The 25,966-nt window shown below is 37.1% G+C and carries 24 protein-coding genes and 1 pseudogene; 9 read left to right on the top strand and 16 right to left on the bottom strand.

Annotation, left to right across the window (positions count from 1 at the left end; translation table 11 throughout):
- Nucleotides 1–72: 72 nt before the first annotated feature.
- The gene (locus ACVWYG_RS13105; protein WP_457270682.1) at nt 73–2,220 is read right to left on the bottom strand and encodes a transglycosylase domain-containing protein; all 2,148 of its coding nucleotides are present in this window, start codon (nt 2,218–2,220) and stop codon (nt 73–75) included.
- Nucleotides 2,221–2,351: 131 nt separating this feature from the next.
- Here ACVWYG_RS13105 and ACVWYG_RS13100 point away from each other — a divergent pair, with 131 nt between their 5' ends.
- From ACVWYG_RS13100 to ACVWYG_RS13090, 3 genes are read left to right on the top strand one after another with little or no spacing between them, the layout of a single operon-like run.
- Nucleotides 2,352–3,425 (top strand): Mrp/NBP35 family ATP-binding protein, encoded by a 1,074-nt coding sequence (locus ACVWYG_RS13100; protein ID WP_457270681.1) that lies wholly within the window; start codon nt 2,352–2,354, stop codon nt 3,423–3,425.
- Nucleotides 3,426–3,463: 38 nt separating this feature from the next.
- Nucleotides 3,464–3,709: a NifU family protein gene (locus ACVWYG_RS13095; protein ID WP_457270680.1), complete on the top strand. Its 246-nt coding sequence runs from the start codon at nt 3,464–3,466 to the stop codon at nt 3,707–3,709.
- Nucleotides 3,710–3,761: 52 nt separating this feature from the next.
- Nucleotides 3,762–4,400 carry a hypothetical protein gene (locus tag ACVWYG_RS13090; protein ID WP_457270679.1) on the top strand — a complete coding sequence of 213 codons (639 nt, stop codon included), beginning with the start codon at nt 3,762–3,764 and terminating at the stop codon, nt 4,398–4,400.
- 4 nt (nt 4,401–4,404) lie between these two features.
- Here ACVWYG_RS13090 and def read toward each other — a convergent pair whose 3' ends face one another.
- Together def and ACVWYG_RS13080 are read right to left on the bottom strand one after the other, a co-directional pair.
- On the bottom strand, nt 4,405–4,968 hold the full coding sequence (def, locus tag ACVWYG_RS13085; protein WP_457270678.1) for a peptide deformylase: 564 nt from the start codon (nt 4,966–4,968) through the stop codon (nt 4,405–4,407).
- A gap of 132 nt (nt 4,969–5,100) precedes the next feature.
- Complete coding sequence (locus ACVWYG_RS13080) at nt 5,101–6,333, bottom strand: M16 family metallopeptidase (RefSeq protein ID WP_457270677.1); 1,233 nt, start codon at nt 6,331–6,333, stop codon at nt 5,101–5,103.
- A 127-nt stretch (nt 6,334–6,460) separates the two neighbouring features.
- On the opposite strand from ACVWYG_RS13080, the gene proB reads away from it, so the two are divergent.
- Both proB and ACVWYG_RS13070 read left to right on the top strand, forming a co-directional pair.
- Complete coding sequence (gene proB / locus ACVWYG_RS13075) at nt 6,461–7,594, top strand: glutamate 5-kinase (RefSeq protein ID WP_457270676.1); 1,134 nt, start codon at nt 6,461–6,463, stop codon at nt 7,592–7,594.
- A gap of 9 nt (nt 7,595–7,603) precedes the next feature.
- The gene (locus ACVWYG_RS13070) at nt 7,604–8,854 is read left to right on the top strand and encodes a glutamate-5-semialdehyde dehydrogenase (protein WP_457270675.1); all 1,251 of its coding nucleotides are present in this window, start codon (nt 7,604–7,606) and stop codon (nt 8,852–8,854) included.
- Between the two features lie 167 nt (nt 8,855–9,021).
- Here ACVWYG_RS13070 and ACVWYG_RS13065 read toward each other — a convergent pair whose 3' ends face one another.
- The 13 genes and pseudogenes from ACVWYG_RS13065 to ACVWYG_RS13005 form a co-directional block, all read right to left on the bottom strand.
- Complete coding sequence (locus ACVWYG_RS13065) at nt 9,022–9,255, bottom strand: hypothetical protein (RefSeq protein ID WP_457270674.1); 234 nt, start codon at nt 9,253–9,255, stop codon at nt 9,022–9,024.
- Between the two features lie 5 nt (nt 9,256–9,260).
- A pseudogene (locus tag ACVWYG_RS13060) lies at nt 9,261–9,722 on the bottom strand (methyltransferase); the annotation flags it as partial.
- 27 nt (nt 9,723–9,749) lie between these two features.
- On the bottom strand, nt 9,750–9,887 hold the full coding sequence (locus tag ACVWYG_RS13055) for a hypothetical protein (RefSeq protein ID WP_457270673.1): 138 nt from the start codon (nt 9,885–9,887) through the stop codon (nt 9,750–9,752).
- Entirely contained in the window at nt 9,880–10,194 is a 315-nt protein-coding gene (locus ACVWYG_RS13050) for a rhodanese-like domain-containing protein (protein ID WP_457270672.1), read from the bottom strand. The genes ACVWYG_RS13055 and ACVWYG_RS13050 overlap by 8 nt, the downstream gene beginning before the upstream one ends.
- A gap of 4 nt (nt 10,195–10,198) precedes the next feature.
- Nucleotides 10,199–11,617 carry an MBL fold metallo-hydrolase gene (locus ACVWYG_RS13045; RefSeq protein WP_457270671.1) on the bottom strand — a complete coding sequence of 473 codons (1,419 nt, stop codon included), beginning with the start codon at nt 11,615–11,617 and terminating at the stop codon, nt 10,199–10,201.
- 356 nt (nt 11,618–11,973) lie between these two features.
- Nucleotides 11,974–12,768 (bottom strand): sulfite exporter TauE/SafE family protein, encoded by a 795-nt coding sequence (locus ACVWYG_RS13040; protein WP_457270670.1) that lies wholly within the window; start codon nt 12,766–12,768, stop codon nt 11,974–11,976.
- 61 nt (nt 12,769–12,829) lie between these two features.
- Nucleotides 12,830–13,453: a Crp/Fnr family transcriptional regulator gene (locus ACVWYG_RS13035; protein WP_457270669.1), complete on the bottom strand. Its 624-nt coding sequence runs from the start codon at nt 13,451–13,453 to the stop codon at nt 12,830–12,832.
- 78 nt (nt 13,454–13,531) lie between these two features.
- Nucleotides 13,532–14,221 (bottom strand): ABC transporter ATP-binding protein, encoded by a 690-nt coding sequence (locus tag ACVWYG_RS13030; RefSeq protein ID WP_457270668.1) that lies wholly within the window; start codon nt 14,219–14,221, stop codon nt 13,532–13,534.
- Nucleotides 14,222–14,223: 2 nt separating this feature from the next.
- Nucleotides 14,224–15,447: an ABC transporter permease gene (locus ACVWYG_RS13025; protein WP_457270667.1), complete on the bottom strand. Its 1,224-nt coding sequence runs from the start codon at nt 15,445–15,447 to the stop codon at nt 14,224–14,226.
- Nucleotides 15,448–15,450: 3 nt separating this feature from the next.
- Nucleotides 15,451–16,551 carry an efflux RND transporter periplasmic adaptor subunit gene (locus ACVWYG_RS13020; protein ID WP_457270666.1) on the bottom strand — a complete coding sequence of 367 codons (1,101 nt, stop codon included), beginning with the start codon at nt 16,549–16,551 and terminating at the stop codon, nt 15,451–15,453.
- A gap of 223 nt (nt 16,552–16,774) precedes the next feature.
- Entirely contained in the window at nt 16,775–17,005 is a 231-nt protein-coding gene (locus ACVWYG_RS13015; protein WP_457270665.1) for a hypothetical protein, read from the bottom strand.
- Nucleotides 17,006–17,146: 141 nt separating this feature from the next.
- A complete protein-coding gene (locus tag ACVWYG_RS13010) occupies nt 17,147–17,737 on the bottom strand; it encodes a TetR/AcrR family transcriptional regulator (protein ID WP_457270664.1) in 591 nt (196 codons plus the stop codon).
- Between the two features lie 385 nt (nt 17,738–18,122).
- The gene (locus ACVWYG_RS13005; protein WP_457270663.1) at nt 18,123–19,505 is read right to left on the bottom strand and encodes an MBL fold metallo-hydrolase; all 1,383 of its coding nucleotides are present in this window, start codon (nt 19,503–19,505) and stop codon (nt 18,123–18,125) included.
- A gap of 162 nt (nt 19,506–19,667) precedes the next feature.
- Here ACVWYG_RS13005 and ACVWYG_RS13000 point away from each other — a divergent pair, with 162 nt between their 5' ends.
- From ACVWYG_RS13000 to abc-f, 4 genes are all read left to right on the top strand, one after another.
- Nucleotides 19,668–19,913, top strand: coding sequence for a hypothetical protein (locus ACVWYG_RS13000; RefSeq protein ID WP_457270662.1), 246 nt, complete (start codon nt 19,668–19,670; stop codon nt 19,911–19,913).
- A gap of 23 nt (nt 19,914–19,936) precedes the next feature.
- Complete coding sequence (locus tag ACVWYG_RS12995; RefSeq protein ID WP_457270661.1) at nt 19,937–23,242, top strand: DUF4175 family protein; 3,306 nt, start codon at nt 19,937–19,939, stop codon at nt 23,240–23,242.
- 25 nt (nt 23,243–23,267) lie between these two features.
- The gene (gene ybeY, locus ACVWYG_RS12990) at nt 23,268–23,693 is read left to right on the top strand and encodes an rRNA maturation RNase YbeY (RefSeq protein WP_457270660.1); all 426 of its coding nucleotides are present in this window, start codon (nt 23,268–23,270) and stop codon (nt 23,691–23,693) included.
- A gap of 378 nt (nt 23,694–24,071) precedes the next feature.
- The gene (abc-f, locus tag ACVWYG_RS12985; protein ID WP_457270659.1) at nt 24,072–25,928 is read left to right on the top strand and encodes a ribosomal protection-like ABC-F family protein; all 1,857 of its coding nucleotides are present in this window, start codon (nt 24,072–24,074) and stop codon (nt 25,926–25,928) included.
- Nucleotides 25,929–25,966 lie beyond the last annotated feature (38 nt).

The raw sequence follows: 25,966 nt of genomic DNA, 5'->3' as shown, positions 1-25,966 counted from the left end.
AAATAAGATTTATAAATTTAAATACTTTAGAAAAGCCATTTATTGCTATTAAAAATTAAAGAAATGATTTTGCTAATCGTTCTGCCGCTGTCTGCGCCTCTCTTCCCTTTTTTCTTGCCTCATTTCTTTTTTAGTTAACACTGTATCTATAGGCAAAACTCCTGATCTGTGCGCAGTATCCCTTTTTTCTTTTTTCTCACCGCCAAAAAGTCTATCAAAAAAGCTTTTATTTTTATCCTGCATAATGATAGGCGGACCATCTTCATCATCAAAAGAAGTCGAATCTACCACCGCAGAATCTGGTGCAACATACTGTCGAAGGCCCTCGCGCAAGCGCACATTGTAAAAGCCATACCCCGAAGTATCCGCAGGAGTCAAACTTCGCCTGGCCATAATATTACCAATAAATCCAAAATACTTACGCATGTAAGGTTTCAATGAACCATCTGGTTCGAATTTATACATCGCTGCCTTTGGTTTTGGCACAATACTCGCAAAAAACAGACCTTCTCCAATGGTCAGCTCTGAAGGTTGCTTACCAAAATAGTATCTAGAAGCTTCTCCAATGCCATAAATATTCCTTCCAAATTCTATAATGTTAAAGTAAACTTCCAACATTCGCTGCTTGCTAATGAGGCGCTCATTTTCTATCAGCCAAACAATCAAAATCTCTTCTGCCTTGCGCGCCAAAGTTTTCTTCCGGCTTAAATATACATTTTTAACCAACTGCATACTTATTGTACTTCCGCCCCGAGCAAATTTCTTCTCTTTGTAATTTGTGGCGATGGACTTTCGGATAGATTCTTCTACAAAACCGTGATGGGTAAAAAATGACGGATCTTCTGCGGTAAGTATCGAATTTCTTAAATTGGGCGAAATATTGTTTAATTTGGTAAAGTTTGGGTTGGCCGGGCCAACGATGATGTCTCTCATTGGCTTGCCATATTCGTAGGGGGTATAGACAAAAGGTTTGTTAATTTTCTGGAGATCTGTTTTGCCCCATTTTAGAATTTTAAAATTAGTAGGTGTCAGGGTAGAATTAAACTTTACACTATCGGGGATTTCAGCATCTAGGTAAAAGTTTAAACTGTATCTCAGCTTCCCGCTAACTTTCAGTCCATCCAACGATTCAAATAAACCCTGAGGAAACGCATCAAACAAATCTTGTGCATTTTGCTCGTCTGCAGTTAACTTAAGCTCATAGATTTTATGGGGCTTTACGGTATATTTTATAAATGGATGAAACGTGGCGTTCTTTAAATAAGCGGTAGAACTGCTATCTAAAGAAATAAAATTTGGCCCAACCAATACATCTGCTTCAAGCTTGGCGCTAGAAACTATTATGTCGTTACCAGCAATTCTATCCTGGTTTATCAACATGTTTCTGACCGACCAAGAACCAGAAATCTTAAAATTATCGCCACTGTAATCCGCATCTTTCAACTCCGTTTGTAGCGTATCAAAGTTCAATTTAGCATGGAGCTTATGATTTAGATAGGGAAGTTCTAATTTTTTTCCTTCGGCATAGGTCTTGAAGCTTAGTCTTCTTTTGCTAGGCCTCACTTTTCCATCAACATGCCAAACTGCATAGCCATTATTTACTTTAATGGTCGATTTTAAATCCCCGTTATCTATAGTTGCAGACGTTTCAAAATTCAATTTTGCAGTGTCGTGGTCATTAAGCTTAAACACCATGTTATGGATATCCATGTTGTCTGGTATTTTATACAACACCTCGTTTAAAAGATTGCTTGCCAGATCTGCAAAATTTACTTTACCCTTATTGTCTGTACTGTCAGCCTTTTTTCGTTTTAGAATAAAATCTATGTTGGTTGTAGAGTCTTTCAAGACAACGCTCATCATCCCATCGTTTAACTTAATTTCAGATAACTTTACATTGCCGAAAAGCAACGGAAGTAATTTTACGCCTACCCGCAGCGTATTTATATTCGCCAAGGTATCTCTGTCTTTTGGCACAACAGATACACTTTTAAGTTCTACAGTACTTAAACCGCTAAAGCCAGCTTCTCCAATGTTTATTTTTAGGCCGTAAACTCTATCGGCTTTTAATACGGCTTTTGCCATTATTTTTTGAAGTAAAGCTTCCCTTTTGCTATAAGCAACGATTCCTACCATACCAACAATAATGAAAAAAACACCTAAAATCCAAGCTAAAATTTTCAGATACTTCTTTTTGATTTTAATTTTTGGTAACTGCATAAAAGGAATTAAAGAATACTATGCCTAAACGTCGCATTTAAATGTTTATTTCGTGTTAAAATTACGGTTAAAAAGGCTAAGTTAAAGCATTTGTGGCTAGGTTTTGTTAATTTTGAAATTAAACACATTCCATGCAGATAAGCGAACAAGATATTTTAAACGCATTAAAAAATGTCGAGGATCCCGATTTAAAAAAAGATTTAGTTACCTTAAAAATGATCAAGGATGTAGCGATTGATGGAAACAAAATAAGCTTTACATTAGAACTGACTACGCCTGCGTGCCCTTTAAAAGAAATGCTCAAAAGTGCTTGTGTAAATGCCATAAAGGAGTTTGTGACGACAGATGCGGAAATTACCATTCAGATTACTTCGAAGGTTACACAACCCATAAATTCCTCATCGTTAAATGAAATAAAAAATATTATTTTAATTTCTTCTGGAAAAGGTGGGGTGGGTAAATCTACCGTAGCAAGCAACTTGGCGGTTGTTTTGGCAAAAGATGGTGCAAAAGTGGGCCTGATAGATGCTGATATTTATGGCCCTTCAATTCCTACGCTTTTTGATTTAGTAGACGCAAAACCAAGTGCAGAAGAAACCGAAGATGGCAAAACAAAGATTTTGCCGATTGAGAAGTACGGCATTAAGTTGTTGTCATTAGGCTTTTTTGCAGATCCCGGACAACCAGTGCCATGGCGTGGACCGATGGCCTCAAACGCCGTAAAACAACTTTTTAATGATACCAGTTGGGGCGTATTAGATTACTTAATAGTGGATTTGCCGCCAGGTACTGGAGATATTCACATCACCATTACTCAGGGCTTCCCCATAACTGGTGCCGTGGTCGTAACAACGCCGCAGCAGGTGGCGTTAGCAGATACGCACAAAGGATTGGCAATGTTTAACATGCCAAGCATAAACATTCCTGTTTTGGGTGTAATAGAAAACATGTCTTATTTTACACCTACAGAACTTCCAAATAACAAGTATTACATCTTCGGAAAAGGTGGTGGAAGAAAGTTAGCCGAAAGCTTTAACGTGCCGTTTTTGGGCGAAATACCGATTGTTCAAAGTATTGGGGAGGCCGGAGATGCTGGTAGACCTGCAGCCTTAAACAACGACCCGTTTTTGGATAATATATTTGGAACTATCGCAAGTAAAATTGCACAACAGATATCAATTAACAATGCGCAGACACCTGTTTGATAAAAAATTGCTAATTTTAAACTTTAAAGGTTAATAAAATGAACTTAACAGAACGAGTAGAAGAGGCTTTGGAAACCATTAGGCCATACCTCATTACAGATGGCGGCAATGTTTCTGTTGAAGAAATTACTGCAGATCATGTCGTAAAATTAAAACTTCTTGGAAACTGTGGCACTTGCCCAATGAGTTTTATGACAATGAAATCTGGCATTGAACAGGCAATTATGAGAGCCGTTCCGGAGATTACGGCTGTGGTAGCAGTTGATTTGGCGGAACAAGAATGACCTTAACATTTTTTAACAGCAGAATCTGGGCTTTAAGAGTAGTTTTGCATTGATGAAATATTGCGTTTTACTATTTTTATTTGTTTTCTCTCTTTCGGCGGTGGCACAAACGCCACCGACTCAAGATAGACTTATCCAATTTTCGGGAGTTATTACAGATATCGATAGCTCAAACGTCATCCCATATGTCACAATTACAAACCTTTCTGTTAAAGAAAAACGCGTGGCCGCAGATTATCGTGGTTATTTTACTTTTATAGTTAATCAGGGAGATACCATTTTGTTTACAGCAATCGGCTACAAGAAATTTTCGATAATTGTCCCCTTAGGAACGCCCGACAATAAGTACACCATTATGGTAAAGATGAAAGCTGATGTAATTAATTTGCCAACAGTTCGCGTTTTCCCTTGGGCAACTACAGAAGAGTTTACCAGAGAGTTTCTATCGATGAAGATAGCAGATGATGACCTCGCCATTGCCAAAAGAAATCTATCCAAATCATCCATAAATGGGCTAATCCAAACACTTCCAAGAGATGGAGGAGAAATTAGTAGCCAGAATTATAGGTATAATTTCGATAGGATGATCAACAAAAATATGGTTCAAACCAACCCATTGCTTAATCCGTTTGCTTGGGGCAAATTGATGCAACAAATTTTTGATGGTGATAGGAGCAGGAAAGAAGATTGACAACCTATTTAGCTTTTCTTTTATTTTTTTTCGGAAAGCGCATTTTATAATCGATGTCTACAATTCCCTTAGAGATATCGTCTAATTTTCCTTTCAACATTGCCTTGCGAAGTACACTTACTCGATCTGTAAAAAGTTTGCCTTCTATGTGGTCATATTCATGTTGCACCACTCTTGCAGGCATGCCTTCAATTTGTTCAGTATGCGCTACAAAATGCTCGTCAAGGTAGCTAATTTCAACTTTTGGCTTCCGCATAATGTTTTCCCTAACATCGGGAATACTTAAACAACCTTCATTAAACATCCATTCTTCGCCCGTCTCTTTTAAGATTCTGGCATTAATAAACACTTTTTTATAGCCCTCCGTGGCTTCATCATCCTTAAAATCGACAATGAACAATCGTATCGGTAAACCAATTTGAGGCGCAGCTAAACCCACTCCATTCGCATGGTACATGGTCTCGAACATGTTGGCAATTAACCTTTCTAAATCTGGGTATTCCTTGTCTATTTCTTCCCCAATCTTTTTCAAAACTGGATCTCCGTATGCAACAATAGGTAATTTCATATTAATTAATTTTTTTTAGGCTTTTTAAGGCCCACTTTTCCCCGAGTTTTTTGAAAGATTTCCGTCGTCTCTCTTACACCTGCAGATTCCATTAGAACCGAGAAAATAATTTTATAGCCACAAAAATAAGAATTATTCTGGCAAAGGATGAAAGCTAAAAGTAGTTAACTTAGACCTGTCTAACAATTCCTCGCCAATCTCTGCAAATTGCTTTCTACTTACCGCATTAATCTTATCGAAAACTTCTTGTAGCGTATCTACTTTGTCATGGTCTAGCAAACTTTTCGACATAGAAATAATTAGACCCATCCTATTTTCCTCAGCAAGCGCAATCTGCCCGATAAATTTATTTTTTGCTTTTTGAAGTTGTAGTTCGTTTAATGGTTTTGACTTTAATTTATCTATTTCCCTAAAAATTAGGGTTAACGCTTTTTGATGTTTTTCTTGTTCAGTACCGAAGTAAATACAGAATATTCCTGTATCGCTAAGTGGCGAATAATTAGATTCTATAGTATATGCGATGCCATATTTTTCCCTAATTTGTAAATTAAGTAAAGAGCTCATTCCGTTTCCGCCAAGATAATTGTTCAGCAACAACAAACCTGCCTTTTTTGGGTGATGGGTATCATAAGTTTGCAAACCCAACATACAATGACTTTGATTTATTGGCCTAAATCTAACTACCTCGCTTGGAGGAAGTACATTAGCTTTCTGCCTTTTGCTGCTAGATGAACTCTGACTTATATCTGCAAAATGTCTTTCAGCGGTAGAAATAACTCTTTTAAAATTGTAATTGCCCAACACACCGATTACAATTTCATCCGTATGATAATTCTCTTTCAAGAATGTTAAAACATCATTTCTCGTAAAATTTTTAACCGTTTCTATGGTGCCTAAGATATTATTTCCCAGTGGATTTCCGGCAAACAGCACATCTTCAAAATCATCTTGAATAGCTTCTTCTGGCTGATCTTCATAAGAAGCAATTTCATCTAAAATGACACTCTTTTCTTTATCCATTTCCTCTTCCGGAAAAGTGGAATTAAAAAGGATGTCGCTAAAAAGCTCCAAAGTCCTATCCAAATACGGATTTAAAAATGAGGCGTGAATACACGTGTATTCTTTAGTGGTGTATGCGTTTAAATCGGCTCCTACGCTTTCTAAACGATTTAGAATTTGATTGGTACTTCTTTTCTTGGTTCTCTTGAAAATTAAATGCTCAATAAAATGCGCCAAACCTGCCTTACCTTCTGGTTCGTCTCTGGAGCCTTTATTAATCAAAATACACGTATGAGATATGGTGCTAGCGCTTGGTGCATGCAGTAGCCTAATTCCATTTTTCAGCGTGTGTAAACTATAGTCCATTCGGCTGCAAAGATAAAGCAATTTGACGGAAAAGAGCGCCCAGATTGCATCTTTACTTCTTTTAGACGAGCTGTTTAAACTGTATCTTTAAGCAAGCCTTTGCCTTGGGGATGGACGATTAAACTTTGTGGCCAAAAAAATAGATGTTACCTTGGCCATTGTATTTTACGAAAATAGTGCAATGGCGTTGGTTTATAAAAAAATAGTGGTAAAAATTGGTTCAAATGTTTTGACCCAGGCTGATGGGCTTCCAGACGAAGCTCGTTTACAGCATCTAGTAAATCAATTGGCTAGCTTAATGAAACGCGGAATTGAGGTTATATTGGTTTCTTCGGGAGCGGTTGCATTTGGACGTAGCTTAAACTTAATCTCAGAAAAAATAGATGCCGTAAAAGCGCGACAGGTATTGGCAGCTACTGGGCAAATAAAATTAATCAACGCTTACTCGACATTATTTGCCAAACACCAGATAAGCTCTGCTCAAGTGTTGGTAACCAAAGAGGATTTTAGAGACCGTACGCATTATTTAAACATGAAAAACTGCATGCAAACTTTGCTGCAGCACCACATTATTCCTGTCGTAAATGAAAATGATGTAGTGGCCATTACAGAGCTCATGTTTACAGATAATGATGAGCTTGCCGGTCTTATTGCTTCAATGTTAAATGCCGAAGCACTTTTTGTATTAACCAATGTAGACGGACTTTACGATGGCGATCCATCGTCAGAGGATACACATGTGATTACTCAAATAGATACAGAACCAATGGCTTTGACCTCGTTTGTGGCGAATAATAAGTCTTCTTTTGGTAGGGGAGGAATGGCTACGAAGCTCAGTATGTCTCAAAAAATATCTAAATTGGGTATTGCAGTTCACCTCGCCAATGGCAAAACAGATGATATCTTAACCGATTTATTTGATGGCAGCCCAACTCATACACACTTTATTCCTGGGAAAAAAAAATCTGGAAAAAAAAGATGGATAGCGCATTCTGAGAATGCCGCAAAAGGAGCGATTAAAGTAAATAATGGTGCAAAAAAAGCGCTTTCTGACGGAAAAGCTATTAGTATTTTGCCTATTGGTGTAATAGAAATTATCAGTGAGTTTGCCAAAGGTGACATTATAAAAATTTTCGATGAGGAAAATAAAAGTATAGGACTTGGGATTGCTGAGTATGGTTCTGATAAAGCCAAAGAAGGGCTTGGCCATGCTCATCAAAAACCTTTGGTGCACTGCGATTACTTTTTCTCCTTACTTTAGCGCAAAACGATGGACAACTATTCGGATTATTTTAAAAATGCAAAAACTGCAGCAAGAGGTACCGTACATATAAGTCTCGAAACTACAAATGGGGTTTTGCTCGATTTGGCAAAAGAACTAAGGTTAAACGGAGAATTTATTTTAGCGGCAAATGTAAAAGATCTGGCGAAAATGGATAAAAACGATCCGAAATACGACAGATTGAAGCTGACGGAAGAAAGGATAAATACCATCGCCGGTGACATGGAAAATATCGCCAAACTAGCAACTCCTTTGGGTAAAATCATCAGTCAAAATTTGCTTGAAAACGGCTTGAGCATTAAAAAAATCAGCGTTCCACTCGGCGTTGTTGGCGTGATTTACGAAGCGAGGCCTAACGTAACAGCTGATGTGTTTTCCCTTTGTTTCAAAACTGGAAATGTAGCCGTTTTAAAAGGCGGCAGTGATGCAGATCTTTCTAACCAGGCTATTGCAAAAACCATCCATGGTGTTTTAAAAAAACACAACTTAAACCCAGGCTTGCTTACTTTATTACCTCCAGAACGCTCTGCAACAGAGGCGTTACTAAATGCCAGAGATTTTATAGACGTAATTATTCCTCGCGGAAGCCAAGCACTTATAAATTATGTTAGAGAAAACAGCAAAATTCCTGTAATAGAAACAGGTGCGGGGATTGTGCACACTTTTTTTGATAGAAGTGGCGATTTAGCAAAAGGAAAATCGATTATTTTAAACGCAAAAACGAGAAGGGTGAGTGTATGCAACGCGTTAGATTGCGTATTGATCCATCAAGATAGATTAAAAGATTTATCAGCGCTACTGTCGCCTTTGGCAGATAAAGAAGTAATTCTTTTCGCAGACGATGCCAGTTTTGAAGTGCTTTCTGGCAACTATCCCAAGGCAATGTTAAACAGGGCAAAGCCGGAACATTTTGGCACAGAGTTTTTATCGTTAAAATTGGCAGTTAAAGTAGTAAAAAATTTAGACGGTGCGATAGATCATATCTCACAATTTAGCTCAAAACATAGTGAAGCCATTATTTCTGAAGACTCAAATGCTTTAGCAAAATTTTTAAACGAGGTAGATGCCGCTGCTGTTTATGCAAACGCATCAACCGCATTTACTGATGGCGCCCAGTTTGGATTAGGGGCAGAAATAGGCATCAGCACACAAAAATTACATGCTAGAGGACCAATGGGTTTAGAGGAATTGACCAGTTACAAATGGGTGGTTGAGGGTGATGGGCAGGTGAGAGGATAGAAGGAGCCTAAACCATTGTTTAATAGGCCTATCCATCAATTTAATGAGGCAGTTGCTCCCCATAATACCATACATGTGAAAGGGCTGTAACTGCAGCGGACAAATTTCCAGTGGAAACATCCGGCGGCTCCTCCTGCAAAACACCAATAGTGGCAAGCAAATGCTCTTTAAGAAAGTTCATCATAAGTGATCTCTTTGGCTTTCTTATTTGTTTTATAAATAGGAACATTGCAGCCAGATGGACCACAGCAGCCAATGTTTAACAATGGCATTAAACTAAAAAATCCACCTGCAACCACCAACATCCATTCGTTTGTTTGGATGCCCTGAACGATAATAAAAAAGCCGATCGCTAAGCGCAGAACACGCATAAATTTCCAATTTCTCAAATAGTTTTTCATCGTTTCTATTCTCTTACCAGGTTGATAAATATTTCTGTATTGGCTCTAGGCAAAACACTGTTATAGCATTCCTCCATAGTCTTAATGGTAAAATTTGGTTCGAAAATCTGCTTATATTCGTCTTGGCAGCCTCCAAATGGTGGACCATGTGTTTCAAAAGTTCTATCGAATAGCACACCTACTATTCTACCATTTTGGTTAAGTACCGACGCCGTTTTTTCTGCATATTCTCTTCGCCTATTGGGTGGGATGGCACAGAAAAATGTTTGTTCGATAATCAAATCGTATTTGCCTTGATGTTTAAAAAAATCCTCGCACAACACGTTTACCTGTGGTCTATCGGAAAACCTGGCTTTAACCAAGTTTATGGGTGCAGGCGCAATGTCAATCAGTGTGATATTTGTAAACCCATTTACAACTAAATACGCTGCCTCGTAGGCATTGCCACAACCGGGAATTAATACCGCAGCATTTTTGTTGGTGTATTGTGATAGTTAGGTTGTAATTGCAAGCGAAGCTTCGCCGTTATCCCAGCGTGTTTCGCCAGTCTCCCACCGGGTGTTCCAAAAGGCTTGGTCAAGCTTATCATCACATGGTGTACCGCAACATTGCAGCTCCTTTCCATTATTCATTCTTTACCCTATTTACATTGTTCCAAGTGCCACCGTTTAGTACGTTTTGTATACCGCTTTGCTCCAAAAGGCTTTTTGCCTTACTGCTTCGGTTACCGCTTTGGCAAAAAACAACGATGTTTTTCTTGCCCTTAAATTTAGCTAATTGACTTGGCAGTTTATCTAACGGAATGTTTACTGCTCCCTTTACGCTGCCCGACGCAAACTCTCCGCTACCGCGAACATCTACCAAAAATGCACCCGCTTTTATCGCGTCTTTTAGTTTACTGTTGTCGGTGTTGCCAAATAATAATGAAAAAAATCCCATAATTCTATATGTTGATAAATATTGCTGTTTTGCTACTTATGGTTTTACCTTTTGCTTCCAGCCACGCTTTCATTCCTCCAGAAAAGTTCTTTACGTTCTTGAAACCGTTTTTAGCCATTACCGAATAGGCAATTGCAGCACGATCTCCTGCCTGACAGTAAATAACGAGCTGTTTGTGTTTGCTTATCTTATCCAAATTATCTTGAATGGTTCCCACAAAAATATTATCTGCTCCTTTAATGTGCGCTGCTTCGTATTCGGTTGCGCCTCTTACATCTATAATTTGAACGTCTTCTTTGCCGAGATAGGTTTTAAAGGCATCAACTGAAATTACTTCTTCTGTTTGTAGTTCGAGACCGCATTCGTTGACATTCGAAATGTAACCGTAAATATTATCCAGCCCTATGCGCATCAGCTTCCTGGTCAAATCCTCTATTTGACTATCATTACAAACCAACATAAACTGCTCTTGGTAATTAAGTAGCCAACCAGCCCAGGTAGAGAAAGTGTTATTGTTTTGAATATTAAGACTGCCAGGAATAAATCCTTTGGCGAAATCTGCCTTATCGCTGGAGTCGATTAGCTTAATATCGCTTTTGTAAGCAGAATTAAACTGTGTCGTGGTTAATTTGAGATGCCTAGGTACTTCTATAAGTAACTTTCGGTCGGCTTTATTTAAGTGTTTCATCATCGCAAAATACTTGGGCGGTTCTGGTTGCCCTGCTAAAAGACAATCTGTAAACCCTTGTTCATTTTCACCATACCTAAATGCCCAATTGCGTATTTTCTCATAACCTATCGTAGTACTTGGCACTGCGCCTAAAGCCTTGCCACAAGCAGAACCTGCACCATGAGCTGGCCATACCTGCACATATGATGGCAAAGCAGCAAACTTTTTTAACGATTGGAACATTTGTTTGGCGCCAGATTCTTTGGTACCAATAAGCCCCGCGGCCTTTTCCAGTAAATCAGGACGGCCAATATCTCCCACAAACACAAAATCTCCTGTAAATAACATCACTGGTTTTTCTGTTGCCGGATGGTCCGTAAGTAAAAAGCTGATGCTTTCTGGCGTGTGGCCCGGCGTGTGCAATACTTCCAAAGAAAGGTTTCCAACTTTTATTACATCCCTATCTTTTAAACCTTTGTGTGCAAATTCATAAAGCCAATCCTCGCCTCCTTCTGCTGATAGATACATCGTTGCGCCAGTAACGGAAGCCAATTCTCTGGAACCGCAAAGAAAATCTGCGTGAATATGTGTTTCGGCTATGTGGGTAATGCGAAGATTGTTTTGTTTGACAATATCAAGATATACATCAATATCTCTTTTTGCATCTATTACTATTGCTTCGCCGGTAGCCTGGCAACCTATCACATAACTTCCTTGAGCCAAACTTTCATCATAAACGTGTTGAAAAAACATAGTCTTAATTTTTATTGTTCTGTTATATTTGTCTAATTCTACAAACTTCGATTATTTGATCCACCTGTACAGCTACTATTGTCACATTAGATAATGTTCGATGTCAATATTATTTCTGTTTTCATAAAATTTCTTGCCAAGCAGCGAAATTTTTTCTTTTCCTACAATCCGCTGAACTTTATCTAAATCATTTTCTATATCAACTAATTTTTACGGTCGGAAACATTTCTGCCTGGGTAATCAAATATTTGCCCTCTATCAATAATTTCGTTTAAAACAGGGGGGAAAAAGTGCCTTTCCTGCCTTCGTTCAATTGTAAGTTAACCCCGTAATAATGATCTTGTACCATAGCTTTATTATTTTAAAATAGTTTCTTTAATGATGATGTAAATGCCCATTGACAGCACAAACCACCCAAAGGCAGGCTTGAGTTTTTTACCGTCGATTTTTGTAGAAATATAGCTGCCTATCAATATCCCGATGATGGCTATGCAGGAAATGATTAGCAATAACTGCCAGTTGATAGTGCTATGTTGCAACGAAGATAAAAACCCAAGAAGGGCGCTGATAGCCATAATGGCCAATGAGGTTCCTACTGCAGTTTTTATAGGTAATTTTAACAAATTAACGAGCATCGGAATAATCAAAAACCCGCCACCCGCACCTATTAAGCCTGTAATTGCACCCGTAAAAAAACCTTGCAAAATTATTAATGGGTATTTGAAGGATGCGCTGTTTTTTTGTTCCGTTAATAATTTATCCTTTCTTATCATACTGTATGACGCAAAAATCATCAGCACAGCAAACAATAGTAAAAATAATACGCCCTTAGTAAGGGTAAAGTTACCAAGGCTGAAAATTTCTTTTGGGATGGCTGGAACAATATAGATTCTTGTAAGCAGCACCGCCACAATAGATGGTAAGCCGAAAACAACTGCTGTTTTGATATTTACCAACCCTTTTTTGAAATAGGAAAGAGAGCCCACCACACTTGTTGTACCCACAATAAAAAGTGAATAAGACGTTGCTAAAACCGCATCAACACTAAATAAATAAACTAAAACAGGTACCGTTAGAATGCTGCCACCGCCACCAATTAGGCCTAAGGCTATACCTATAAAAATTGATGCTAAATAGCCCGCTAGTTCCATTCCTTTTTAATATTGATACCACAAAGGTGCATCAAATCAAAAGCCCATACAGCTACTTTGGTTACATAAGGATAATCTTGCTTCGGCCAAGTTGCACAACACCATTGTCCTCTAGCTGCTTTAACAATCTAGAAACCACCACCCGAACCGTTCCCAATTCATTGGCCAATTGTTCATGCGTAATTGAAATGGTTTTAGATTGCGTGAGATCTGATTTTGTTTTTAGCAAACTCAAAAGGCGTTCATCTACCTTTTTAAATGCAATGGCATTTACAATTTCCAATAATTCTTCAAAACGTTTGTGATATAGGCGGAAAATATAATCTAACCATTGTGGATATTCTTTAATAAACAAGGAAACCTTATCAATAGGCAGAAAAAGAATTTCCGCGTCCTCTTCTACTTCGGCTCTAACTTTGCTTATTTCATTGTGCAATCCACCCAAAAAAGACATGATGCAGCTTTCACCGGCTTTAATGTAATAGAGCAAAATTTCCCTGCCGTCTGCTTCGGTTCTAAACACCTTCATCATCCCCTTGGTAACAATTGGTATAGAGCGGATATTAGAGTTTTCGTTCAATATTGTGCTTCCCGCCTTGTAGTTCTTTTTTATGCTGTATTTGTAGAGTTGCGCAACGAGCTCGGGCGAAGATTTAAATTCTGATATTTGATCCAGATTTTCCATGAAGCCAAGATAGAAATTTGTAATTTGATGGGATAAATAGGTAAGATAGCTTGTAGAGGGTAGGAAATTAGAAAACGTTTAGCTTTTGTAGGTATGTTTAAAAATTTCTCCGTCTTTCATTTCCATCACTCTATCGCTTTTTTGCGCAAAATCTTCGTCATGGGTTACAGCAATAATTGTTTGACCATAATTTTGCGTGAGTTCCTGAAAAATGTCAAAAACAATATTGGTGTTTTTACTGTCCAGATTCCCCGTTGGCTCATCGCCCATAATGATCAACGGATCGTTAATTAGTGCTCTCGCAACGGCTACCCGCTGCTGTTGGCCACCAGAAAGTTTGCTGGCTGGTTTCAATGCTTGGTCCTTTAAGCCTAAAACATTCAGTTTATCATAGGCTCTTGCTTCTATTTCTTTTTCGGATAGCTTACCCAATTTTAAAGCCGGAATCATCACGTTTCGCAGGCAAGAAAATTCGGATAATAAATAATGAAACTGAAACACAAATCCAATCTTCTCGTTCCGCAACTCGGCTAGTTTATCTTTGGACAAACCAGTAGTCAATTGATTATCAATAAATAATTGACCCTTATAATCGGTATCCATCGTAGAGAGTATATACAATAAAGTCGATTTTCCACTCCCAGACTTTCCAATCATGCTTAAAAATTCTCCTCTTTTCACCTCAAAATTTATACCTTTCAACACTTGAAATTCAGTTGGTTCATAAAAGAACTTATCGATATTAGTTGTTTTTAAAATCGTGCCCATTCCTATTTTCTTAAAATGTCAACCGGATCAACATTTGCAGCCTTTTTGGCTGGGATATAGCCTGCAAAAAAGGTGATTACCAATCCAATTACTATGCCTTGAATAAATTTTTCGGGTTCATAATCCACCGGAAAAAATCCAATATCGCCACCGAGGTAAATTCTCTTTAATAGGGTAACCAGAATGATTGCCATAATTACGCCGCCACTAACGCCCATAATACCAATAGAAACAGCTTGCGTTACAAAAATACGGATGACATCTTTACCTTTAAATCCCATCGCTTTTAAAATGGCAATGTCATTTATCTTTTGAGAAACTGTCATGTTTAAAATATTGTAAATTCCAAAGCCTGCAACCAGAAGAATAGTGAACGACACGAAGGTGATAATGAATTTTCGCATTCTGCTGGATGCCATCAAGGTTTCGTTGGCTTCCTTCCATCCTTCAGCTTTGTAGCCTGTTATTTGACTCAATTTAGCGGCAACTTTCTCGGCAATTTCGGGGTCGGTTACGTTTACATTTATATCCGTTATGTAAGAATTTCCTTCGAGCAATAATTGTTGTGCAGCGGCCAAATTTATGTAGGATTTTGTTTTGTCTGTAGCCGAATTATTGGTTTTAAAAATGCCTACAATTTTGAAAGTTCGGTTTACGCCTTTGGAGGAACTGAGGTTGATATTATCGCTAACGGCTAAATTCATTTTCTCTGCAATGCCGCTGCCAATAACCATTCCATTGGGATTAGATTTAAGTAAATCAAAATCTCCCTCGACCATAAAAGACTGAATATTGTACATCAAATTGGCTTCGTTCGGGTTTACTCCAACCGCAAGACCTGCTATTTGGGATTTGCCATTATTGTAAAAAACACTGGTGTTTATCTGTGGCGTTACCACCGTTACCTCTTTTTGTTTCAAAATGGTTTCCATCACCATTTTTGGGTTGAGGATAGTGTTGTTATTGGGCACTACTTTTGGGTTGATAATTAGGTAATCAGAATTAGTGTCTTTTATCAAAACTTTGCTTACCTCATCACCTTTATAAACTCGAATGTGCGAAGTGTTCCTGAAAATCGACTTGTTGGAACTTTTATCAAAACCCACCAACAAACTATTCATAAAAATATAAATAGACATGCCCAACAAAACGCCCAGAACGGCTACCGCAGTAAGCTTTTGGTTAGAAAAAATGTATGTTTTGGCAATGGCGCTGTTTATGTTCATTGCTTATAGTTTTAGGGGTAACAGAATGTCATGTTTGGTAATTCCACGCAAAACTTCAACATAATCTGTTGAAACAATACCTGTTTTAATAATTACATCTTCGTCTTTCCCTTTTACATTTACTTTGTTTCCAAAACCCATATAGCTTCTCGGAATCAACAATGCATCTTTCTTTTCGCCAACCAAAATATTTGCCTCCAGTTGCGTTCCGAAAATACTGGTATTCAATGCAGTATCAAAGCTTGCTTTGCAAATAAACGACTGTGTTTTTTCATCAAATGCTGCCAATATTTCAGTTATTTTAGCGTCGTAGGTTTTACTTTTGTCGGTATTCAATTGCACAAAAACAGTTTGCCCAATCTTTACTTTGGCAATGCTGTTTTCATCAACATTTAATACAATTTCAATTTTCTTATCATTGGCTATGGTGCCAATAATATCGCCTTTGCGCACATATTCTCCCGAGTTTTTTAGTTTCTTGATGATGGTGCCACTTTCGGTTACCACAATTTGGTTATAGTTTTGCACCACTTTACTGTTTTGCAACTGTCCTTTAATGGCAATTTGTTGTTGCTTGGCTTGTTGTAAAATTTGCGCGAGTTGGTCTTTTAATGCATTCAAATTTGCCAAAGAGCTCTTTGCGTTCAAAGCTATATTTTCATATTCCATTTTTGCTATACTTTCACTTTCATACATTCTTTTGTATCGTTCTTCTTGCGTTTTATCCTGTCTATATTTGCTCTCAGCAAAGCCAATATTTTGCTGTAGTTGTTGCATTTGCGGCGATTTTGATGTCAGGTTTTGATTGGCAATAGCCAATTGCTTTTGTGCCATTTCGGTATTAATTTGGTTGGTTTTGTTATCGATACTTGCCAAAACGACCCCTTGAACTACTTTGTTTCCGGCGTCGAAATTGGCATTGGTCAACACACCATCAGTTTGTGCCGTTAGGTTATAGACATCATCCCATTCCACTACCCCCGATACAAAAACCAATTCTTTAATGTCTTGCACAACTGGTTTTACCTCTTTATTTTTCGAGTTGCAAGAGAAAAACGTTGCAGCTAATAAAACCATTAATCCATATTTCATTTTAACATCCATTGTTGATATCAGTTTTTGCTTTGTTGAATCCTATATTTGCCAGTGCCGAAATCAAAATTAATTTGGCAGTTATCATATCTGTTTGTGAAATCAAAAGTTCGTCTAGGGGTAAAAAAAAATTTTTTAACCTGATTGTAATTTTTGAGGTAATTATCTTCTTTCAGCTCAAATATTCTTAGAAAATAAAAATCTTATGCTAAATAGCCCTGTTAATAGATCGCCATTATAAATATGCCAGTTCCACATTGGACTTCTTATTATTTGCTAGTATGATGATCTTATCGCGCGAGAGTGAAATATTTTCATTGCTAATATAGGATTGGATAATCTCTGCCATGTTGTTTTTATTTAGCCATGTAGGCCTCAAAATTTTAGTTACCAGGATGAAAAGTGGAGATAAAGCAATTACCCATTGCAAAATTCGATATACGTTAGAGTAATTTATTGTTTTCATTCTTTTTATAATTTCTGGTTAAAATATTTCTGTTTACATTTCTGCTCGTTCTCAAGCTTGTTCTTTAAAATTGTTTCGACAGCTAAAAAGCAGCATACTTCAATTTACGATACCGAAATTGATTTGAATGTGTTCAGGTGTTTATTTGGTTTTTATCAAGACTAACAAAGAAAGTATGAGTCTATTTCCAAATTCAATAATATTAAATTCGAAATTCGCCATGCGCCATTTATACATTTGCAGGCGCATAGCGCCCATTACAATATGTACCAAATCATCTGTTGAAAGACTGTTTATAAAAATTCCATTATTTTGACCGTCTTGAATGATTGGCTTTAAGTGTTTTATTTTTACTTTCAAAATGTTTGTAATGGAGTAATTAATGGCATGACTCTCATCGATTAGTCCATCAGAAAAAACAGCTACCACAAAGTGCGGATTGCTATGGAAGAAGGAAAGCAGATTTTGAAAAAGAACAATGAATTTTTCTTCGATTGAGTGCGCTTCATTAATAATATTAGCATAGCGTTTATCCATATCATCTGCCAAAAAGCATAGCATAGCTATGATGATGCTTTCCTTACTGGGAAAATGCCTGTAAATTGCACTTTCCGAAAATTGCATTTCTTTGGCCAGATTTTTAATGGTTAAACCGCCCACGCCTGCTTTGGTTAAAATTTTACCCGCCGCCTCAATTATTTCAAACTGCCTAGGTGTTATGGTTTCAATCATCGTTTTAATTAAATAATTTTCCGTAAAAGTGTAGACTCGCTTTATAGCTAATTTTGATCCTTATTTTTAATTTATTTTGCTTGTTTGCATTTGTGTTACCGTTACCGTTTGAAACCCTGTAAATTGTCAAACAAATACACTTGTTAGTGAATACTCACTAACAAATATAGATAATTTTTTTCTATTCCCTAGTTTTTATCAAATAAACGGTTTGGAGTAAGGCTAAACGCTTTTCGATAGGTCTGTTTTAAGTCTCATACCTAATTACATGGAAAAGGAAATTGCTAACCATAAATACATTATAGGCAAACGATGTTTCCTTAAAATTAGCTTGTTTAGAGCAGTCAAGCCAATAAAAAGCCCTTAATCGTTCTAATTAGGCTAATTAAATCTCAAAAGTCTCTCCGCGTTCTGGTATCTTTACCGAAAAACCTTCTGTTTCCAAAGCATCACTTAACGCTTGTAAGCTTTTCATTTCACCATGCACCAGAAACACCTGTTTTGGCTTTCCCGCTTCTCTAACTTTATTTAGCAAATCGTTGTGATCTCCGTGCCCGCTTAACAAATCTGTTTGTCTAATGGTAGCGTAAACCATTAATTCTCTATCTTTTATCCTCACTATTGGATCGCCGCGCAACAATTTGTTTCCTAGTGTTCCTTTTGCGCAATAGCCAATAAACAACAACGTGCAATAATAATTCTGGATATTGTAATACAAATGGTCTTGGATACGACCGCCCTCTAACATCCCGGCAGACGAAATAATGATGCAAGGATCTAAATAATTGGAAACATCTTTGCTTTCTTTCATTGTTTGCACGTAGGCTAAATGTTCAAATTCAAACTCATCACCTTTAGTTTGATAAAAATCCTTAGCTTCTTGATTGACGAATTTGTGGTGTTTCCGATAAATAGAGGTTGCTTTAAGCGCCATTGGACTGTCTACAAAAACCTGTATGGGAGGAAGTAGTTGTTTTGTAAAAATCTGATTAAGCGCAAAAACCAGCGATTGGGTTCTTCCGATGCTGAAAGCGGGAATAATTAAGCGTCCTGGAGTTTTGATGCACGCCTCTTCGATTTCCTTCACTAAACGTTGCTCCAAATTGAGTTCTTTACTGTGAAAGCGCCCCCCGTAAGTACTTTCACAAATTAAATAATCTACCTCTGGTAACGGCTCTGGATTAACTATAACTGGATAATTATCTCGTCCAATGTCTCCGGTGAAAGCGATCTTCTTCTCTTGGCCATACTCATTAATGGTTAAAACCGCCGCTGCAGCGCCTAATAAATGACCGACTGGTATAAATGTTAAACTAACATCGCCACTGATGCGGAAAGGTTTATTAAAATTTATGGTAACCATCCTATCTAGCGTGTCCATTACATCTTTTTGAAGATATAAAGGTTTTGGACCCGAAAACTTTCCGCGTTTAGTCCGTGGTGTTCGCTTTTCTTTACTTAAAAAAATGTTTACGGAATCGAAAAGAAGTAATGCCGATAAGTCGGCTGTAGGCGGAGTGCACAAAATCTGTCCGGCAAAACCAGCCCTCACTAAGGTTGGCAGATTCCCAGAATGGTCTATGTGTGCATGGGTCAGAATTATCAGATTTATATTCGCCGGATTAAAAGGAAATTGTAAATTATCTTCTTGATAAGAATCCTTCTCATAATCTAACCCGCAGTCTATTAGTATGTTATAATTATTAATTTCCAGCAGGTGCATGCTACCAGTAACTTGTTGCGCAGCGCCCCAAAAGGTTAATTTCATATTTTAAAAAGAATGTAATGTTGCTAAATTAACTTAAACCGTTATTTATTTTAACAAAGCGAAGTAATTTTTTATTGATGGAGATTCCAAAAATAGGAATTGTAAATAATGAGCGGAATTTCCAACAATGATTTTGTAATTTTAACCTCCTAAAATTCCATTATGCAAGACCCATTTGATTTAGAAGTTTCCGGCGTTCTTTATGCTGCTTTTCCTGAAGGAAATGATACATACACCATATTTAAAGATGGGAAAGAATACCTTCAAATTATAAAAGACACCTCATCAATTTGGTTAAAATTAGACTACAAGACAGAATTACCCGTTTTCGAAGAAGATTTGGAAGTTAACGCTATTGGCAAAGCAATAGAAAATTACGCTCCAGAAGAGGAGGGTGAAGACATCTAATTTACGTAAATTAGCCCTTGCCCATGGCAACAAAAAGCTACAATGAATTATTGGTAAAAATAAACGAGTTTATTCGTAAGTTTTACCTGAATAAAATTTTACGTGGAAGCATCTATGCCTCAGCAGTTTTGTTGCTGCTGTATCTATTTATTTTCCTAAGCTTTTATTTTTTCCATCCGTCGGCAGCTGTAAAAACGATCGTCTTTTTTTCGTTTATAACCTTCGCCTGCTTAATTATTGTTTTATTAGTTATCAAACCCCTATTTGCGATGGCGAAATTGGGTCGGCGGCTTAGTTTGGATGAAGCTTCGGTGATTATTGGCAATCATTTTACAGATATTAAAGACAAGCTACTTAATACGCTTCAACTGCATCAATTGGCAGAAAATAACCCGGCAAATACCAATTTAATTTTTGCCAGTATAGATCAAAAAATCTTAGAATTAAAGCCTATTCCGTTTTATTCTGCAGTAAGAATAGGTGATAATAAGAAATATTTAAAATATTTATTTATACCAATCAGCCTTATATTATTGATTGCTGTTTTCTCTCCAATTATTTTAAAACAAGGCACTTATAGTTTTATAAAATACAATCAATACATTCCTCCTATCGCGCCGTTTGAGTTTGTAGTTTCAAATAAAAACTTAAATTTTACCCAGGGCGATGATGTCAACATTCCTATTAAAATAGTAGGGGATAATATTCCAAATGAGGTTTATGTAGCGGATGGAAAGAACATTTACAAATTAGAAAAGAAAGGTTTAACGAACTTCAATTTTGCGATTAAAAATATTCAAAATGATAAGACGCTAATCTTTAAAGGAGGAGGTTTTTCGTCAGTGAGTTATGTGGTGAAGGTTCGTCCCAAAGCAGAACTTTTGACCGTTTCTGCTTTCCTTAATTTTCCAAACTATCTTGGTAAAAAAAGCGAAAAGGTAGATAATGTTGGTGAATTACTTATCCCGGAAGGAACTGAAATAACTTGGCAAATAAAAACTTCGCAAAGTGATGCCGTTTTGTTTCTGCTTAATGATAAATCCCGGCGTTTATCTGTAAAGAATAATCTTTCAAATTTCAGCTCACAAATGAAAGAAAATGGGCGATATAGTATCGTTCCAAAGAATCAATTTTCAACTTCTATTGATTCGCTTAGCCATCAAATTTCAGTCATTAAAGATCAATTTCCAAGCATAGCGGTTAACCAAAAAAGTGATTCGATATCAAGCAAAGCACTTTATTTTACCGGTCAGATAGAAGACGACTACGGCTTTAGTCGCCTTAGTTTTAATTATAATGTTAAAGAAAATGGCAAATCAATCTCCAGCTTCCACAAGAATATAGCAATCAAAGCGGACGCTATTGCAAACGATTTCTTCTTTTTATGGGATTTAAGAAATATTGCCTTAAAAGAGAACCAATCGTTAGAATATTATTTTGAAGTAGCGGATAACGACGGCGTTAATGGGGCGAAAATTTCTAGGTCTTCTTTGATGACATTCGTTCCACCTACAAAACAAGAGGTTTCTAACCAATTGAATGCGAATAGCACTTCATTGAAACAGCAGATGCAATCGGCCATTCGCCTTGCGAATTCGGTGCAAACAGAAAGTAAAAAAATAGCCGACAAGCTTATAGATCGAAAGGAAATTACTTTTGAGGATAAAAAAGAGATAGAATCCTTACTTGATAAAAAGAAACAGTTAGACGAGGCGGTTAAAGAGATAAAAGAGCTTAACAACAAAAGCAATCAGCAACGAGAAGAAAATCGGCAGCAAACGGATGAGCTCAAACAAAAACAAGATCAAATAAAAAACTTGTTCGATAACGTGTTAGATGAAAAAACCAAAGCATTGTTGCAGAAACTTCAATCTTTAATGGATCAACAGGCTAAAGATTCTACACAGGATGAGTTATCTAAAATTCAAGTGGACAACAAAGGTTTGAAAAATGAACTGGATAGGATTTTGGAACTGTATAAACAGCTGGAATTTGACCAAGGACTAGAAAACAACATCAATCGCCTTAATGAGCTCTCGAAAGCGCAGCAAAAGCTTAGCGAACAAACAAAGGCAGCAAGCACAGCGCAACTTGATGCGAAGGAAAAGCAGGATGATTTAATAAAACAACTTAAAGAAATTAAAGAAGAGCTTGCCAAATTAAGCGAGAAAAATAAGGAATTGGAACGTCCCAATACTTTTGAAGAACCTAAGGACGAATTGCAGCAGATACAAAAACAGCAACAAGATGGTAAGGACGCGTTAGATAAAAACAATCCAAAACAGGCGAGCCAAAAACAAAAAGACGCAGCAGATGGCATGCAAAATCTTTCGGAGAAAATGAAGCAAATGAATCAGCATAGCACAGAAGCTGAAAATAACGTAAATGCAAAAGAGCTGCGTAAACTGCTTGAAAACCTGCTTTCTACATCCTTTACCCAAGAAAAAATTATGCTTGCGTTGAAGGAAATGAATGCTAACGACCCAAGTTATAGAACTAATGTACAAGCGCAGCGAACGGTCAAAGAGAATTTGAAAACCATTGCCGATAGCTTATTCAGTTTGAGCAAAAGAGTGCCTCAAATAGAAAGTACCGTTAATAAAGAGATGAACACCATAAACTTTAATTTAACCAAAAGTTTAGAAAGCTTAGCGGAGCGAAGAACGGCAGAGGGAAACCGTTATCAACAATATACCATGACTTCTATAAATAACCTCGCGCTAATGCTTAATGAAGCTTTAGAGCAACTGCAAAAAGCCACTAAGAATGCTAAAGGAGGTAAGGGCAAACAACAAAGTATGCAGCAATTAAGGCAGATGCAGGAACAATTAAATAAAAACATGCAACAAGCAAAGCAACAAATGCAAAAAGAAGGAAATAAAGGAAAGGCGGGAAGTGGGCAAATGAGTGAAGAATTTGCCAAAATGGCTCAGCAGCAGCAGATGATAAGGCAGGCTTTGGAAAAACTTAACAGAGAAGATAGTAAAGGTGGCGGCGGAAAGATGGGTAATCTAGATGAATCGGTTAAAGAAATGAAGAAAACCGAAAGCGATTTAGTAAATAAGAAATTAGAAGAAGAAACCATACAGCGCCAAAAGGATTTGGTAACGAAACTTATAAATGCAGAAAAAGCCGATAGAGAGCAGAATGAAGATAGCAATAGAGAAGCACAAGCAGCAAAACAATTCCCACCATCTTACCAACAGCGTTTAAAAGAATATAAGCAACAAAAATTAAATGGAGAAAGCCTGTTACAAAAATTACCTCCAACCTTGAACTATTATTACAAGATGAAAATTGCCGAATATTTTAAATTTTTAACCAATTAGCGAACATTTAAGTACTATTTAGCCAATGGCTTCTATAAATTTCTTTGCAGTAAACGCGAACTACAATCTACCAAATAAAAGGAAGGTTAAAGTATGGATAAAATCTGCAATTTCTGCAGAAGGATTTGCCCTTGATGAGATGAATTTCATTTTTTGTAATGATGAATATTTACTCGAAATAAATCAAAAATATTTGAACCACGATACATTTACCGACATCATTACCTTTGACAATAGCGAGACTCCCAAACAAATTAAATCAGATGTATTTATAAGTATTGAGCGCGTAAAAGATAACGCAAAGCTCTTTAATATAAACACTTACGATGAAGTGTGTAGAATAATGATTCATGGCACACTTCATCTTTTGGGCTACAGAGACAAAAGTAAATTTGAGAAAATAAAGATGACAGAGATGGAGGATTTATACCTTAAAAAAAGAGTTTTGTGAGATAAGCCATCTATTCGCTGTTTGTAATCATCAAAAGCAATAAATCATTAGATTCAATCTGGTTGGTTAGTCAGGGATTGTAACCTGTTCGTCTAGAACAAATAACTGTTGATCTAAAATCAACATTCAACTGCAACTATTTTTATGTTAAGCAGTCTAATAGACGTAACAGTTTTTGCTGCTACTAAATAAATAGTTTTAGTTGATATAAAAGGCGGGGCGGAGCGAGTCCTAACCGCCTTTTTCCGCTTTATTTGTAAATCCATATATAAACCTAAGGTATGATAAAATCAACGTTCGCAAATTGACCTTTCGATGAACGCCTTAACAAATATTATCCGTAGTTTTGCGATATTTTAACATTTAAAATTTCAAGTATTGAGCACTTTAATTGCGGCAGAAGATGTAGGACATGCATTTCACGACGAATGGTTATTTAAAAACCTAACCCTCGGCATTAATAGCGGACAGCGAGTTGCTTTGGTTGGAATAAATGGATCTGGGAAAAGCACGCTGCTAAAATTGCTGAGCGAAGAATTTCCTCCACTAGAAGGTAAGGTGGTTAAAAACAAATCTGTGAGGGTTGGTTTTTTAAATCAAGACCCACAGTTTAAAGAGGGCGATTCCATTAGTGATTTTATTTTTTCAATGGACAATAAACAACAACAGTTGATAAGGGAATATGAGCAATTGTTAGAAGATCCAGATCCAGATGAAAATACTTTAAGTAGGCTATACGAGGAACTGAGTGAACACGATGCGTGGGAATATGAGCATAAGATTAAAACCATTCTAAATAGAATGGGAATTTTTAGACTTCAGCAACAAATTGATACATTATCCGGGGGTCAAAAAAAACGCTTAGCCTTGGCAAAACTACTGATAGAAGATCCTGACCTATTTATTTTAGACGAGCCTACCAATCATTTGGACATCGATACCATTGAATGGTTAGAAAAGCTGCTCACTTCTGGCAATAAAACTATTTTACTTGTTACGCACGATAGATATTTCTTAGATAATGTTTGCAATGCAATTGTGGAATTAGATGGAGGACAGATATACAATTATCTAGGTAATTATGCATTCTTTCTAGAAAAGAAAAGCGAACGTCAAGCAAGCGATGCAAGTACTTTGCAGAAAAACAAGAACTTACTAAAAAAGGAATTGGAGTGGATGCGTCGTATGCCACAGGCTAGAGGCACGAAATCTCAGGCGAGAATAAGTGCTTTTTACAATTTAGAAGAGAAAACTAAGAAAAAATCTGACGCAGGATCGGTTACGTTAAATGTAAAAATGTCTAGGCAGGGAGGGAAAATTCTTGAGTTAGACCATATTTCACAATCATACGACGGAATAAAAATTATAAACGAATTTACATATACTTTTAAGAAAGGGGATAGGATTGGAGTAGCGGGAAAAAACGGCACTGGTAAGTCGACATTATTAAATATCTTAACGAATCAACAACAACCGGAAAGTGGAAAGGTAAGCATAGGAGAAACGACTGTTTTTGGCTATTATAAACAATCAGGATTGGCTTTCGATCAGAAAATGAGGGTTATAGACATTGTAAAATCTGATGCCGAATACATTAAGATGGCAGATGGATCTACAATAACAGCTTCACAGCTACTTTCTCTCTTTCTCTTCCCTCCTAAAAAGCAACATGGAATGGTAGAGAAGCTCAGTGGAGGCGAAAAAAAACGTTTGCATTTGATGAAAGTTCTTATGCAAAACCCAAATTTCCTAATTTTAGATGAGCCTACTAACGATCTAGACATTGATACTTTGAATGTATTGGAGGAATTTTTAGAAAATTTTCCCGGCATTCTAATGCTTGTTTCCCACGACCGATATCTACTCGATAAGATGTGCGATCAACTTTTTATTTTAGAAGGCAATGGGGGAGTTAGTGTTTACAATGGAAATTATTCTGAGTTTAAAATAAGTTTAGATCAACCGAAGTTGAAGCCCGAAAGTCCTCAACCACAAATAACGCCAAACAATCAGCTTGCCGCTAAGAAGAAACTAAGTTATAAGGAGAAAGCCGCATTAGAGGAAAGCGAACACAAAGTGGCGGGCCTAGAAAAGGAAATAAAATTATTGAGTGCTGCTCTTGAAAAAATTTCCTCAACCGATTATTCGGCAATACAAGAATCATCGAAGAAGCTTGAAATTTTAAACGAATCTCTTGACGAAGCCATGTCAACATGGCTAGAGCTATCAGAATAATTGTTTCACGTGAAACAAAAGCCTATTGGTTTCACGTG

The organism is Pedobacter sp. UYEF25, from assembly GCF_054061655.1.
The sequence above is the reverse complement of the archived record's forward strand: the minus strand, read 5'-3'. Positions and strand labels throughout refer to the sequence as shown.

Coding starts and splice junctions, on each gene's coding strand:
- ACVWYG_RS13095 (WP_457270680.1), top strand. CDS start 3,464: ATGAACTTAACAGAACGAGTAGAAGAGGCTTTGGAAACCATTAGGCCA.
- ybeY (WP_457270660.1), top strand. CDS start 23,268: ATGGCTTCTATAAATTTCTTTGCAGTAAACGCGAACTACAATCTACCA.
- ACVWYG_RS13080 (WP_457270677.1), bottom strand. CDS start 6,333: ATGGACTATAGTTTACACACGCTGAAAAATGGAATTAGGCTACTGCAT.
- ACVWYG_RS13030 (WP_457270668.1), bottom strand. CDS start 14,221: ATGGGCACGATTTTAAAAACAACTAATATCGATAAGTTCTTTTATGAA.
- def (WP_457270678.1), bottom strand. CDS start 4,968: ATGAAATTACCTATTGTTGCATACGGAGATCCAGTTTTGAAAAAGATT.
- ACVWYG_RS13045 (WP_457270671.1), bottom strand. CDS start 11,617: ATGTTTTTTCAACACGTTTATGATGAAAGTTTGGCTCAAGGAAGTTAT.
- ACVWYG_RS13040 (WP_457270670.1), bottom strand. CDS start 12,768: ATGGAACTAGCGGGCTATTTAGCATCAATTTTTATAGGTATAGCCTTA.
- ACVWYG_RS13100 (WP_457270681.1), top strand. CDS start 2,352: ATGCAGATAAGCGAACAAGATATTTTAAACGCATTAAAAAATGTCGAG.
- ACVWYG_RS13070 (WP_457270675.1), top strand. CDS start 7,604: ATGGACAACTATTCGGATTATTTTAAAAATGCAAAAACTGCAGCAAGA.
- ACVWYG_RS13010 (WP_457270664.1), bottom strand. CDS start 17,737: ATGATTGAAACCATAACACCTAGGCAGTTTGAAATAATTGAGGCGGCG.
- ACVWYG_RS12995 (WP_457270661.1), top strand. CDS start 19,937: ATGGCAACAAAAAGCTACAATGAATTATTGGTAAAAATAAACGAGTTT.
- ACVWYG_RS13035 (WP_457270669.1), bottom strand. CDS start 13,453: ATGGAAAATCTGGATCAAATATCAGAATTTAAATCTTCGCCCGAGCTC.
- ACVWYG_RS13050 (WP_457270672.1), bottom strand. CDS start 10,194: ATGGGATTTTTTTCATTATTATTTGGCAACACCGACAACAGTAAACTA.
- ACVWYG_RS13020 (WP_457270666.1), bottom strand. CDS start 16,551: ATGGATGTTAAAATGAAATATGGATTAATGGTTTTATTAGCTGCAACG.
- ACVWYG_RS13005 (WP_457270663.1), bottom strand. CDS start 19,505: ATGAAATTAACCTTTTGGGGCGCTGCGCAACAAGTTACTGGTAGCATG.
- ACVWYG_RS13090 (WP_457270679.1), top strand. CDS start 3,762: ATGAAATATTGCGTTTTACTATTTTTATTTGTTTTCTCTCTTTCGGCG.
- ACVWYG_RS13015 (WP_457270665.1), bottom strand. CDS start 17,005: ATGAAAACAATAAATTACTCTAACGTATATCGAATTTTGCAATGGGTA.
- ACVWYG_RS13105 (WP_457270682.1), bottom strand. CDS start 2,220: ATGCAGTTACCAAAAATTAAAATCAAAAAGAAGTATCTGAAAATTTTA.
- ACVWYG_RS13000 (WP_457270662.1), top strand. CDS start 19,668: ATGCAAGACCCATTTGATTTAGAAGTTTCCGGCGTTCTTTATGCTGCT.
- ACVWYG_RS13065 (WP_457270674.1), bottom strand. CDS start 9,255: ATGAAAAACTATTTGAGAAATTGGAAATTTATGCGTGTTCTGCGCTTA.
- ACVWYG_RS13055 (WP_457270673.1), bottom strand. CDS start 9,887: ATGAATAATGGAAAGGAGCTGCAATGTTGCGGTACACCATGTGATGAT.
- ACVWYG_RS13025 (WP_457270667.1), bottom strand. CDS start 15,447: ATGAACATAAACAGCGCCATTGCCAAAACATACATTTTTTCTAACCAA.